We start from the raw sequence: 13,374 nt of genomic DNA on the forward strand, positions 1-13,374 counted from the left end.
ATGTATTGGATAAAAGTATTGCACCAAAACCTTTTAATCGTTCTATCATTGTCGGCATTTTATTAGCCGGGGCGTTTGTCGCGATTTTAAATCAGACGCTGTTAATTACCGCGCTTCCCCATATTATGAGGGATTTCAATGTAGATGCCAACCAAGCGCAATGGCTGACAACTTCATTTATGTTAACCAATGGGATTTTAATTCCAATTACGGCGTTTTTAATTGAAAAATTCACGAGCAGGACGCTGCTCATCATAGCAATGAGCATTTTCACTGCCGGAACAGTCGTCGGAGCGTTCGCGCCGAACTTCCCGGTTCTGCTGACAGCGCGTATCATTCAAGCAGCAGGTGCCGGTATAATGATGCCGCTCATGCAGACCGTATTCCTGACGATCTTTCCGATTGAAAAACGTGGCCAGGCTATGGGTATGGTCGGATTGGTCATCTCGTTCGCGCCTGCAATCGGGCCGACTCTTTCCGGATGGGCAGTCGAAGCTTTCTCTTGGAGATCTCTGTTCTATATCATTCTTCCGTTTGCTGTGATTGATTTAATTCTTGCCAGCATCCTGATGAAGAACGTGACGACTTTAAGAAAAACACAGATTGATATTTTATCAGTGATCCTTTCGACATTTGGATTCGGCGGGCTTCTGTACGGCTTCTCAAGCGTTGGATCTTATGGCTGGACCAGTTCAACCGTCTTGATTTCACTGCTGGTGGGTGCTGTCGCACTTATTTTATTTATTACTAGACAAATGAAACTTGAAAAACCGATGCTGGAATTCCGCGTCTTTACGTTTGGCGTTTTCAGCTTAACAACACTGCTTGGAACGCTTGTCTTCGCACTATTGATCGGTACGGAAACCATCCTGCCGCTTTATACACAAAACGTCAGAGACGTCACAGCTTTTGATACAGGACTCATGCTTCTTCCGGGAGCCATTGTGATGGGCTTCATGTCACCGATCATCGGCAGAATCTTTGACCGTGTCGGCGGAAGAGGGCTGGCAATCGCCGGTTTCTGCATCATCTTCCTGACATCGCTGCCGTTTATGCAGCTGACCGACCATACGTCACTCGCTTGGATTGTCGTTTTATACACTGTTCGTCTTTTAGGTACCGCCATGATCATGATGCCGGTGACGACAGCCGGAATCAACGCACTGCCGCGCCATCTGATCCCGCATGGAACAGCGATGAACAACACGATTCGCCAAGTGGGCGGCTCGATCGGAACCGCTCTATTGGTATCCGTCATGAGCAACCAGGCGGCACAAGCAGGTACGGAAAATGTGAAACACGCCGCCCTGCACGGCATGAACGCCGCATTTCTCGTGGCAGCCTGCATCGCACTTGCCGGCTTCCTTCTCTCATTTACATTAAAGAAACCTCAGCGCCCTGCCGAACAGCAGGCGGCACGCTGATCACATAAAAAGGGCCCCGCTTTTAAGCGGAGGCCCTTTTGTTTACTTCTCTAAACCGTCTTTTACTTCTTTAATCATTTTCGTCATAGACTCAAGTCCGCCTCCAGATAAGTACCAAGTAGCAGAATCAAGGTAAACGACATGATCATTTTTTACTGCGTTTACGTTTTTCACATAATCGTTTTCAACGACTTGTTTTGTAGATGATGTTTCTCCGATTGCTGTACCGCGGTCAATGACAAACAGGTAATCCGGGTTTGTTTTTGAAATGTACTCGTAAGAAACACTTTGTCCATGAGTAGAGGCTTTGATGTTTTTATCAGCCGGTGTCACGCCGAATACGTCATGGATCAGGCCGTATCTTGATTTAGAACCAAAGGCGCTGATTTTGCCGTCGTTCGCCATGATGACGAGACCGTTTTTGTTCAGCTTTTCAGCTGTTTTCTTAAGATCCGCAATTGAGTTATCAATTGTTGCGAGTTCGTCTTTCACTTCATCTTCTTTATCAAAGATCTTGCCGATTGTTTCTGCGTCTGACTTAAATGACTCCATGTACTTCGCTGTGTCCACGCCAAGGTAAATCGTCGGCGCGATTTCAGAGAATTCTTTGTAAGACTCAGATTGTCTTCCTGAAATAATGATCAGATCAGGGTCTATTTCAGCCACTTTTTCAAAGTCTGGCTCTTTTAAGCTTCCGACATCCGCATATTTGTCATCTTTGAATTGGGATAGATATTTAGGAAGGGCTTGTTTCGGCAGGCCCGCCACTTTATCATCAAGGCCGAGTTTATCTAGCGTATCTAAGCTTCCAAAATCAAACACGACTACTTTTTTAGGGTTTTTTGGCACTTTTGTGCCGTCTTTGTCCAGCATGTGTTTCACTGTAATTTGTTCATTCTTTAAATCAGAACCTTTGCTGCTGCTTGCGCTTTGGTTTCCGCATGCAGAAATGACAACTGCCGTCACCAAAGCGATGAATAATAATGCAAACTTTTTCATGCTCTTCACCTCTTCTATATATTAAGAAAAATAAACACCTATTCTTTGATGATCAATCGTCTGAATCGGGATGGTCATATCGTAGATTTCTTCAAGCACAGAGGTTTCAATAATCTCCTCGGGCGGCCCCTCTTTTACGATTCGGCCGTTTTTCAAGGCCACGATATGATCGGAGTAGACAGATGCGAAGTTGATATCATGAATAACGATCACGATTGTTTTTCCAAGCTCCTCCACCAGCCGTTTCAGCAGTTTCATAATTTCAACTGAATGTTTCATATCCAGATTGTTCAGCGGCTCATCCAGAAAAATATAATCGGTGTCCTGGGCAATGACCATTGCGATAAATGCCCTTTGGCACTGTCCGCCGCTCAGCTGATCCAGGTATTTGTCCTGAATGTCTTCCAGTTTCATATAGCCGAGCGCCTGGTTGATATGGCCCCAGTCTTCCTCTGTCAGCCGGCCTTGTGAGTAAGGAAATCTGCCGAAGCTGACGAGATCTTTGATGGTGAGCCTGATATTGATTTGGTTCGCCTGCTTCAAAATGCTCATTTTTTTAGCAAGCTCTTTGCTGTCGCATGATCCAATCTCTTGGCCGTCTATGAAAATCTCGCCGGAATCTTTTTTGATCAGGCGGCTCATTATAGACAGCAGCGTGCTTTTGCCGGCGCCGTTTGGACCGATAAACGAGGTAATTTTGCCCTTTTGAATCGTGACTGACGTCTCTTCAAGGACCACTTTCCCGCCATACTGTTTGCTTACATTTTTGACCTCTACCATGATTTATTCTCCTTTAACAGCAAGTAGATAAAATAAATCCCGCCGGCAAAATTGATAATGACGCTCAGCGTCGTTGAAAAGGTAAACACTTTCTCAACTACAAACTGTCCTCCCACCAGCGCAATGATGCTGATGAAGACGGAGCCTGCGATTAAGTATGAATGCTTATATGTATTCAGGAATTCTCTCGCCAGGTTGACGACAAGAAGGCCTAAAAACATAATCGGCCCGACTAGCGCTGTTGAAACAGAAACAAGGATCGCAACCACGACCAGCATCTGCTTCACCACTTTGTCGTAGTCAATGCCCAAATTCACGGCGTGCTCGCGCCCAAGCGAAAGCACGTCAAAAAACTTCGTAAAACGCCAGACGTAAACGCCTGTCAGCAGGAAGATGATGAACGCGAGCCATAACAAATCCGTATTGATGTTGTTAAAGCTGGCAAACATCTTGTCCTGCACCACTTGAAACTCATTCGGATCAATCAGCATCTGCATAAAGGAAGACAGGCTGCCAAACAGTGTGCCAAACACGATTCCGACGAGCAGAAGGAAAAAGATATTTCTCCCCTCTCCCTTAAACATGAGCTGATAAAGAACAAGGGAAAACAGTATCATCAGCAGAACAGAGATGATAAAGTTCATGTTTTTATTCATGATGACCATATTTGCAGAACCGAATAAAAAGATAATGCCGGTCTGAATCAGCATGTAGAGAGAATCAAGGCCCAAGATGCTCGGCGTCAGGATGCGGTTGTTCGTAATCGTTTGAAAGATCATCGTCGAAAACGCAATCGCTCCTCCCGTCAGCACAATGGCAGCGACCTTTTTGATTCTTCTCGGCAGGGTGTAATCCCAATTGCCTACGTCATAAAACAAAAACAAGCCAATACATACAATGGCTAAACCAACGAGCAACGCAATTTTCATCTGGTTACGCATACGCTTTTCTCCTTAACAGCATAAACAGGAAAATGCCGCTGCCGATGATTCCGACCATCAGGCCAATCGAGATTTCATAAGGGAAGATAATGATTCTGCCCAATATATCGCAAAACAGCACAAAAACCGCTCCCAATAGCGCCGTGTGCGGCAGGCTGTTCTTTAGATTGTCTCCTCTGTAAATCGATACAATATTCGGGATGATTAAACCGAGAAACGGAAGCATACCGACAGTCAAAATGACAAGAGACGTGATCAGGGACACGATCATGAGCCCGATGTTCACAACCCGCTTGTACTTCAGGCCGAGGTTGACAGAAAAGCTTTCTCCCATACCGGCCACTGTAAATTTATCCGCATACAAATAGGCAATGATGACGAGCGGAATACTCAGATAAAGAAGCTCGTATCTTCCTTTCACGACTAAAGAGAAGTCTCCCTGAAGCCATGATGACACATTCTGGATCAAGTCATATTTATATGCGATAAATGTCGCGATTGAACTGACGATATTCCCAAGCATTAAACCGACAAGCGGAATAAAGATGGTGTCGTTAAACTTGATTCTTTCAAGGATTTTCATAAACAGAAAATTTCCTGCAAGGGCAAAGACAAATGCGACCAGCATTTTGATTAAAGGACTGGCGGATGTAAACAGCAGCAAAGAAATCAAAATGCCGAGCCTCGCCCAATCCACTGTGCCCGCAGTTGTCGGTGACACGAATTTGTTTCTGCTGATCTGCTGCATAATCAAACCGCAGATGCTCATGCTTAAACCCGCGATAATGATGCTGATCAATCGCGGCAAACGGCTTGCAAACAGCGTTGACGCCTCTTGTTTGCTTAAATCAAAGAGATCAAGCGGCGACAGATCTTCTACGCCGATAAATACAGATGTGACTGCTAATATGATAAGTAGAATAAATAAGTAACGTAGCTTCATGCTGCCTCCTCACATCCTTACAGCAAAAAGAACGTATCTCCTACTCCGCAAGGACTCAAAACAATATGGCCATATAGTAATTGATTATCATTATCATTTACATATTACCATTTTTCTAGTGTTAGTCAATATTCTTTCAAAATATTAACCTAGTCATGTATTTAATTTTACTAATCATTCTAATCATTTTCCATCCCAAATCGTTAGGTTGTTTACCATATTTATCTTCAAAACGCATGTATACAGGTAGTTTACCTGACATAATTCCTCACGGAAAATACAAATGTTCACTCCAGAAAGAAATTACCCCTTGATTTACAGGTCTGAAAGAGAGATAATAAATACTAAATTTGTGTGAAAATTTTAAACATTAGGAGATGTAAACATGAAGGTCGTTAAATTCGGAGGCAGCTCACTCGCTTCAGGCGCCCAGCTTGAAAAGGTGTTTGACATCGTAACCTCAGACCCGGCACGGAAAGCTGTAGTCGTTTCAGCTCCGGGAAAACGCTATGCTGAGGATACGAAAGTGACTGATCTCTTAATCTCATGTGCAGAACAATATTTGGCATCAGGCAGCGCCCCTGAACTGGCAGAAGCTGTTGTGGAACGGTATGCCCTCATCGCCAATGAGCTTCAGCTGGAGCAAAGCATTATCGAAACAATCCGCGATGATCTGTTTACGCTTTTAGAAGGAGATAAAAACGATCCCGAGCAGTATCTTGACGCAGTCAAAGCCAGCGGGGAGGATAACAACGCCAAGCTGATCGCCGCCTATTTCCGCCATAAAGGCGTCAAAGCGGAATATGTCAACCCGAAGGACGCCGGCCTTTTTGTGACACATGAACCCGGCAACGCGCAAGTTCTTCCTGAATCCTATCAAAACCTCTATCGTCTTCGGGAACGTGACAGCCTCATTATTTTTCCCGGTTTTTTCGGATTCAGCAAGGATGGCGATGTGATCACATTCTCACGGAGCGGTTCTGATATTACCGGTTCCATTCTCGCCAACGGACTTCAAGCTGATTTGTACGAAAACTTTACAGACGTGGACGCTGTGTACTCTGTCAATCCGTCTTTCGTTGAGAATCCAAAGGAAATCAGCGAACTGACATACAGAGAGATGCGGGAGCTGTCCTATGCGGGCTTTTCAGTTTTTCATGATGAAGCGCTCATTCCGGCGTTCAGAGCGGGGATTCCCGTACAAATCAAAAATACGAACAACCCGTCAGCCCAAGGCACCCGCGTCGCAAGCAAGCGGGATAACACAAACGGTCCTGTCGTCGGCATTGCCAGCGATACCGGCTTTTGCAGCATTTATATCAGCAAATATTTAATGAACAGAGAAATCGGATTTGGCCGCAGAGCCCTTCAAATTCTGGAGGAGCATGGTTTGACGTATGAGCATGTTCCATCGGGAATTGATGACATGACCATCATCTTACGGGAGGGTCAAATGGATGCCGTCACTGAACGCAGCGTGATCAAACAGATTCAAGAGGAGCTACACGCCGACGAAGTGATTGTCGAGCATCATCTCGCACTGATTATGGTTGTTGGAGAAGCGATGCGCCACAATGTCGGCACAACGGCAAGAGCGGCCAAGGCATTATCAGAGGCAAAAGTGAATATCGAAATGATCAATCAGGGATCATCTGAAGTAAGCATGATGTTCGGCGTAAAAGAAGCCGAAGAAAGAAAAGCCGTTCAAGCGTTATATCATGAATTTTTCGCGGGCGTACTGATCTCTTAATTACATAAATAGCGGGCGCAAACGCCCGCTATTTTTTTATGCCCATCTGGCTCATAGCTGTGTCCATTTTTCTCTTGTCCTCTAATGGCCCTGACAAACGGATCTGTTCTGCATATCTTATAGTATCTATTATAGGGAGGTGAAGCCTTATGTCAGGATACACTGGCGGCGGCGGTTACAATAATTCATTCGCTTTAATCGTTGTATTGTTTATTCTTTTGATTATTGTTGGAGCGGCTTATGTAGGCGGCGGCTTCTACTAAACCTTTTTCACTTACCTCGTATGGCGCCGTAAGACAAATTAATCTTACGGCGTTTTTGTTTTTTATATGGTCCATACCCAATCCTCTGTGATCATTCAGCATATGATAATGTAATCTCACAAGGAGGTGGCACAAGATGTCAGGTTATGGAGGAAACTCATTTACTTTGATCGTTGTGTTATTTATCCTCTTGATTATTGTGGGTACTGCATTTTATAACGGGGGATACTAAGAAAAATATTCTCCGGTGAAGAGCAGCGCCGAAAGATACATGTCTTGCGGCGCTGTTTCTGTAAAAAACCCCTTCTCACTAATGAGAAGGGGCTGATTCTTACGTCATTCCTCTTTCCGCCACATGAAAGTCGAGTGCTTCCGCGTTAGCAGAGACGCCAGCCGCTGTAAAAATCGCAGCCGCGGCTAAACAAATAACAAACAACTTAGATTTCAATTTCATACAAACCTTCACTCCTTTGTATTTGTTTTCTTGCCTCTTCAACTTTTAGAAAGTAGGAAGCAGACAGTTTAAACCATTTCTGTTCATAGTAATATTTTGCTACTTCTAGGGCTAAATCCTCTATATCAGCGTACATATTTTTATTTTTTAAGTATTGGAAACATCGTTCGATTCCTATTTCATTGGGCTGATCCTGATATAGGGATTTCAAAAATTCGAATTTTACCGCGTAATCTGCATCGTCTGTTTCTTTAGCATATTCATAGCCCCGCTTGTGATATTCCGAAGCTTTATCATGTTTTCCCCGTTTATAATAAATCAGGGTGATTAAAAAATAGGCTTGCGGCAGTGAATTGATAATCCGGCTGCTTTCAAACGTGGAGACCGCTTTTTCAAAGTAGTCAATAGCAGGGTCGAGAATGTCTTGATTATAATAGCATAGTCCGAGATTGTAGTACGCTCTTCCGACCAGCTGGGCTTTTTGTTCTGCTTCGGCCATATCGAGCGCCAATTTAAAATGGCTTGCGGCTTGTTCAAAATTCCTTTCATCCATCAGGTTAACCCCGTAGACGAAATGGCATTGAATGATTCTCACATTATAGGTTTCCTGCTCCACATAAATTTCATAGGCGTTTTTTATATTGATCAGTGAAAAGTACGTTTGCTTCATATAATAATAAGCTTCCGCGATTTTAAAATAGAATTCAGCCCGTTCAATATGGTCTGCGACAAAGGAGAGCTTCTTTTCCGCCTGTTTATAGTATGTAATGGCAGAAATAAATTCCCGCTTATCAAACTCATACATCCCGCGGAAAAAATTCACATAGTAGTCGAGCAGCCCTTTGAGATCCGCCTGGTTGCTGTCAATGTTTCTTGATAATTCAGACAGGCTTGGCTGGTCCTCGATATTTAATTTCTCTAACGGCTCAAGATAATCAAGCATAAGCTGGTGGCGAAATTCCATTAGTGAATAATAGAGCAGCAAGTTGGAATCATGCTGCATGTGTTTCAGTTCCTGCTGGATTTCAGCTTTTAACACTTCGGCATCCGGCACGCTGAATGTGCGGATATATTTGTACCACTCGTTAATTTTTTGACCGACCGCTGAAGAAGGAATTACCCCGCTCTTCATTCCTTCACCCTCTCCCATCAAAAACTGTTTATGTCATATTTTATCATGTTTATAGACCGTCCCAACCCGAAAAACACGCAATCTTTGTTTCGGGAGCACGCAATAAACCGAAGTGATACGCAAAAAAGGCAGTTGCACCTCATGATGCCGCCGCCCTGTATGTTATGGCTGTTTTGCCGTTAAAGGAAGGCGGATGATGAATGTTGTGCCTTTTCCTTCCTCACTCTTGATTTCTACTGTGCCCTGATGCATTTCAACGAGCTGCTTGACGATGGAGAGACCGAGTCCGTATTCCCCGTATGCCGTGTTCGTTCTTGAAATATCAGCTTTGTAGAACCGCTCCCAAATATGCTCAATATCCTCTTTTGAGATGCCGACTCCTGTATCTTCAATTTCGATAATCGTCTCTTTATATCCTTCTATTCCGCGCAGCCAAATGTTACCGTTTTGCGTAAATTGGATGCTGTTTTTTGTCATGTTGACGAGGATTTGAATGAGCCGGTCGTAATCGGCGTGAACGATGACGTGATCCTCTACCTGAATCGTCAGCTTGTTTTGCTTTTCTTCCGCCTGCTGTTCCAAGTGCTCTTTCACAATTTCAAAAACCTCAATCAGCGGAACATCGAGCTTGTTCAAGGTAATTTGCTGGGATCTGATTTTTTCATAATCCAGATTTTCTTTGACGAGCCGCAGCATGCGCTTTGTTTCCTCACTGATGAGCGAGAAGCATTTTTCCTTCTTATCATCAGGAATCGTATGGCTGTTCAGTCCTTCAACCAAGCCGTTAATCGTCGTCAGCGGTGTTTTTAATTCGTGTGATACATCAGCGATAAACTGCCTTCTCCGCTTCTCAAGGCGGTCGATTTCATCCCTTGATTGCTTTAATTTTTTCGCCATGATCGTAAAATCAGACGCCAGCACGCCGATTTCGTCCCCGTAGCTGCTTTCCAAGTGAATGTCATAATCACCGGAAGCCACTTTATCCGTTGCTTCTCTCAGCTTTTCAATCCGTTTCACATGGAATTTCGATAGCAGCCAGCTAACGAGAATGGAAATGGCAAGCGTGCTGATCACGGCATAAAACATGTAGAGATTAACTTGATTGACCATCTGTTCAACACCGCTGATCGGAGAAACCAGCACAACCGCGCCTTTAAATTCATTCTGAATCATGATTGGCTGTGCAACTAGTGAAACTTCTTCATTAAAGCGGCCATCCGATCGAATCATGACAGTCTGCCCTTTTTTCAGCTTAGACCATTCTTCTTTTTTCAGTTTATCCCTTGGCGGGAACCCTTCAGGAAGAAAATAAGGCTGCTGTTTTTCATCAAAGAGGAGAAACTTTGTCTTTCTCGTGCCCAGTATATCCTGATACGGGTACAGCCTGTGCATATCAATCTGGCCGCCTTGGAATTCGTTTGCGATCTGCACCGCGTATGACGTCAATTCCTCTACTTTGTTTTGATAGGCAAACTCTTTCACAAAGTGGGAAAAGAGAGAAATGATAATGACAAACGCTAAAATTAAAATACTGATATGGCTCAGCAGCAGCTGATATAAATATTTAATCTTCATCAAATTTATACCCTACTCCCCACACCGTATACAGGAAAGGCTTGTCCTCGCTGGAAAGCTTTTTCCGCAGCCGTTTAATATGAACGTCGACAGTTCGCTCATCTCCGTAGAACTGATAGCCCCAAACCTGCTCAAGCAGCTGTTCTCTGGAGAACACCTGCCGCGGATTTTGGACCAGGTAATAAAGCAGATCGAATTCCTTCGGCGTGAGGTTTTCCACAGGCTCTCCGTTTAAGAATACTTCTCTCGTCTTCTTATTAATTGTAAAACATTCAGATTCGATCATATCATCATCCATAACCGCCTTGCCTGTCGCCTGATATCTTCTGATAACGGCTTTGATGCGGGCAACCAACGTCAGCGGACTGAACGGCTTCGTGACATAATCGTCCGCTCCCATCTCAAAACCGATAACCTGGTCTGATTCAGTGTCTTTGGCAGTCAGCATGATAATCGGCACCGTGCTTGTCTCTCTTATTTTTCTGCAGATGGTCACGCCGTCCATAGAGGGAAGCATAATGTCCAAAATGATCAGATCCCAATTATCCTCCGCAAAACGCTGGTACCCCTCTAACCCGTCATGAACGAATTCCGCTTCAAAACCTTCCTTAAAAAAGAACATCTCCGTCATCGTACATACACTAATGTTATCTTCTATCATTAATATTTTCATTGTATCCTCCGGTTGTTTTGATGCTTTTCTATATCATAGCACCATTTTATACAGAAGGTTTTGTGTTTCACATTTGTTAGTTTTTATTTAATCAACTAGCAATACATTGTTCATAGTTTTTTCATACCTTAGGACTACTATTAATTTAACAGCAAGCGGGCCCGCTCCATAGGCGGCCTTATCAATAAAAAATACCTATACGGAGGAACATACATGAACTTTATCAAACGGGCCTTTTGGAATATGAAGGCGAAAAAGGGAAAAACGTTATTGCAATTATTTGTGTTTACAGTCATATGTGTCTTTGTTCTGTCAGGCCTCACCATTCAGTCGGCAGCACAAAAATCAAGCGAACTGGCCAGACAGGAGCTCGGCGGAAGCGTGACGCTCCAGGTGGACCGCCAAAAGCAAATGGAAAAACAGCAGCACAGCGGAGAAAAGCGCAGTTTCGAATCAACACCGGTCAAAGTGTCTGATGCGAATAAGCTTGCAGCACTTGATCATGTGAAGAGCTACAACTACATCACGTCTGCTTCAGCCAACGCGGGAAACTTTGATGCGATTGAAAGCTCTAGTTCAAGTGATTCCAGTTCAAGCAGTTCAAGCACAAATACGAAAAACAGCCAAGGCGGCGGACAAGGCGGACCGCAAATGGTTCAAGCCGATCTTTCGATTGAAGGTGTCATCAACACAGCGTTAGTCGATGATTTCTCTGACGGAGATTCAAAAATCACAGACGGACGCGCGATTACAAAATCAGACGTCGGCAAAAAAGTAACAGTGATTAATGAAACATTAGCGGAAGAAAATGATTTAAGCGTAGGCGATTCGATCACAATTGAATCAGCAACGGATGAAGATACAACGGTGAAGCTGAAGATTGTCGGTATCTATAAAACAACGTCTTCAGGCGACGACCAAGCCCAGAATTTCTCTTTTTTAAATCCTTACAACAAGCTGTACACACCTTACACAGCAACAGCGGCGCTGAAAGGTGACGACTATAAAAACACAATTGACTCAGCTGTTTACTATATGGACGATGCGAAAAATATGGATGCTTTCGTAAAAGCAGCGAAGAAAACATCAATTGATTTCGATACGTACACACTGAATACAAACGACCAGCTTTACCAGCAAATGGTCGGTCCGATTGAAAATGTGGCTTCATTCTCTAAAAACGTCGTGTACCTTGTATCAGCGGCGGGCGCGGTCATTCTCGGCCTGATTGTTATGATGTCAATCAGAGAACGAAAATATGAGATGGGCGTTTTAATGGCCATCGGTGAAAAACGCTGGAAATTGATCGGACAGTTCTTAGCTGAGATTTTGATCGTGGCCGTTATCGCCATCGGTCTTGCATCAGTGACGGGAAATCTAGTCGCAAACCAGCTCGGAAATCAGCTTTTATCCCAGCAGGTCAGTTCATCAACTGATTCAACGCAAAACGCAAGCGGACAAATGCCTGGCGGCGGCATGGGCGGAATGTTCGGCCACAGCTCAGCAAACACGAATGTCATTGATTCACTGAACGTCGCGGTTTCTATGAACGACATGCTTGTTCTTGGCGGAATCGGCATCTTAATCGCCATCATCGCAACATTGCTGCCGTCTATTTCAGTACTGCGGCTCCATCCAAAAACGATATTGACAAAACAGGAATAGAAAGAGGCGAAACCTATGAGCTTATTAGAATTTCAACAAGTCGGCTACTGGTATAAAGACAAGAGCCAACCATTGTTTCAGGATATCAACATCAGCTTTCAAAAAGGAAAATTCTACACGATCGTCGGCACATCAGGGACAGGAAAAACCACTTTCCTGTCTCTGGCAGGCGGACTTGACGCACCAAAAGAAGGAACGATTCTTTACGGCGGAAAAGCTGTTTCCAAAATCGGCTTAACAAACTTCAGAAATCAATATGTATCAATTGTCTTTCAGGCGTACAACCTGCTCCCATATATGACGGCTCTTCAAAACGTCACAACCGCCATGGAAATCACAGGTTCTAAAGAAAAGAACAAAGAAGCGTACGCGCTGGAAATGCTTCAGAAGGTCGGCATCAATGAAAAACAAGCCCGGCAAAAAGTGCTGACACTGAGCGGCGGACAGCAGCAGCGGGTTTCAATTACAAGGGCTTTCTGCTGTGACACGGATCTCATCGCAGCCGATGAACCGACAGGGAACCTTGATGAGGATACATCAAAAGAAATTGTGCGGCTCTTTCAAGATCTGGCGCACAAGGAAAATAAATGCGTCATCATGGTGACGCACGATGAGCAAATTGCGAAAGTATCGGACATCAACATCAGGCTTTCAAGAGGAAGCTTTACTGTGAAGGAAAACGTCGCAGTCGTATAACAAAACGCGCCTCTGCCAGTGCAGACAGGGGCGCAACCTATATCCCCCTTTTATATAGAAGTGAACGTAAAAAGAGCGG

The 13,374-nt window shown here is 44.2% G+C and carries 14 protein-coding genes; 6 read left to right on the forward strand and 8 right to left on the reverse strand.

The genetic code is table 11. The annotated features are described in order from the left end of the window. Nucleotides 1-5: 5 nt before the first annotated feature. Nucleotides 6-1,424, forward strand: a complete 1,419-nt coding sequence (locus tag ACY3LV_RS03605; protein ID WP_333519213.1) for an MDR family MFS transporter — start codon at nt 6-8, stop codon at nt 1,422-1,424. 42 nt (nt 1,425-1,466) lie between these two features. Here ACY3LV_RS03605 and ACY3LV_RS03610 read toward each other — a convergent pair whose 3' ends face one another. From ACY3LV_RS03610 to yclN, 4 genes are read right to left on the reverse strand one after another with little or no spacing between them, the layout of a single operon-like run. After that, entirely contained in the window at nt 1,467-2,423 is a 957-nt protein-coding gene (locus ACY3LV_RS03610; protein ID WP_464863398.1) for a siderophore ABC transporter substrate-binding protein, read from the reverse strand. Between the two features lie 21 nt (nt 2,424-2,444). Continuing rightward, nucleotides 2,445-3,203, reverse strand: coding sequence for a petrobactin ABC transporter ATP-binding protein YclP (gene yclP, locus ACY3LV_RS03615; RefSeq protein WP_087993033.1), 759 nt, complete (start codon nt 3,201-3,203; stop codon nt 2,445-2,447). Further along, complete coding sequence (gene yclO, locus ACY3LV_RS03620) at nt 3,197-4,144, reverse strand: petrobactin ABC transporter permease YclO (protein ID WP_148962993.1); 948 nt, start codon at nt 4,142-4,144, stop codon at nt 3,197-3,199. Before yclO ends, yclP begins: the two co-directional genes overlap by 7 nt. Then, nucleotides 4,137-5,087, reverse strand: coding sequence for a petrobactin ABC transporter permease YclN (yclN, locus tag ACY3LV_RS03625; RefSeq protein WP_148962992.1), 951 nt, complete (start codon nt 5,085-5,087; stop codon nt 4,137-4,139). Before yclN ends, yclO begins: the two co-directional genes overlap by 8 nt. A gap of 385 nt (nt 5,088-5,472) precedes the next feature. Here yclN and ACY3LV_RS03630 point away from each other — a divergent pair, with 385 nt between their 5' ends. The 3 genes from ACY3LV_RS03630 (at nt 5,473) to ACY3LV_RS03640 (ending at nt 7,332) form a co-directional block, all read left to right on the forward strand. After that, nucleotides 5,473-6,837, forward strand: coding sequence for an aspartate kinase (locus ACY3LV_RS03630; RefSeq protein ID WP_333561215.1), 1,365 nt, complete (start codon nt 5,473-5,475; stop codon nt 6,835-6,837). 149 nt (nt 6,838-6,986) lie between these two features. Beyond that, on the forward strand, nt 6,987-7,100 hold the full coding sequence (locus tag ACY3LV_RS03635) for a YjcZ family sporulation protein (protein ID WP_039075856.1): 114 nt from the start codon (nt 6,987-6,989) through the stop codon (nt 7,098-7,100). Nucleotides 7,101-7,236: 136 nt separating this feature from the next. Beyond that, nucleotides 7,237-7,332, forward strand: a complete 96-nt coding sequence (locus ACY3LV_RS03640; protein ID WP_148962990.1) for a YjcZ family sporulation protein — start codon at nt 7,237-7,239, stop codon at nt 7,330-7,332. Nucleotides 7,333-7,431: 99 nt separating this feature from the next. On the opposite strand, the gene phrC is transcribed toward ACY3LV_RS03640, so the two are convergent. From phrC to yclJ, 4 genes are all read right to left on the reverse strand, one after another. After that, nucleotides 7,432-7,554 carry a phosphatase RapC inhibitor PhrC gene (gene phrC / locus ACY3LV_RS03645; RefSeq protein WP_087993038.1) on the reverse strand — a complete coding sequence of 41 codons (123 nt, stop codon included), beginning with the start codon at nt 7,552-7,554 and terminating at the stop codon, nt 7,432-7,434. Then, complete coding sequence (gene rapC / locus ACY3LV_RS03650; protein WP_333519207.1) at nt 7,538-8,686, reverse strand: response regulator aspartate phosphatase RapC; 1,149 nt, start codon at nt 8,684-8,686, stop codon at nt 7,538-7,540. The genes phrC and rapC overlap by 17 nt, the downstream gene beginning before the upstream one ends. A gap of 162 nt (nt 8,687-8,848) precedes the next feature. Next, nucleotides 8,849-10,264, reverse strand: a complete 1,416-nt coding sequence (locus tag ACY3LV_RS03655) for a sensor histidine kinase (RefSeq protein ID WP_148962988.1) — start codon at nt 10,262-10,264, stop codon at nt 8,849-8,851. Continuing rightward, nucleotides 10,251-10,934, reverse strand: coding sequence for a two-component system response regulator YclJ (gene yclJ / locus ACY3LV_RS03660; RefSeq protein WP_333519206.1), 684 nt, complete (start codon nt 10,932-10,934; stop codon nt 10,251-10,253). The genes ACY3LV_RS03655 and yclJ overlap by 14 nt, the downstream gene beginning before the upstream one ends. 213 nt (nt 10,935-11,147) lie before the next feature. Here yclJ and ACY3LV_RS03665 point away from each other — a divergent pair, with 213 nt between their 5' ends. Next, a complete protein-coding gene (locus tag ACY3LV_RS03665) occupies nt 11,148-12,599 on the forward strand; it encodes an ABC transporter permease (protein ID WP_333561217.1) in 1,452 nt (483 codons plus the stop codon). Nucleotides 12,600-12,614: 15 nt separating this feature from the next. After that, entirely contained in the window at nt 12,615-13,295 is a 681-nt protein-coding gene (locus tag ACY3LV_RS03670) for an ABC transporter ATP-binding protein (RefSeq protein ID WP_289346457.1), read from the forward strand. The last annotated feature ends 79 nt before the right edge of the window (nt 13,296-13,374 follow it).

This window comes from Bacillus sp. 11C, from assembly GCF_055486375.1.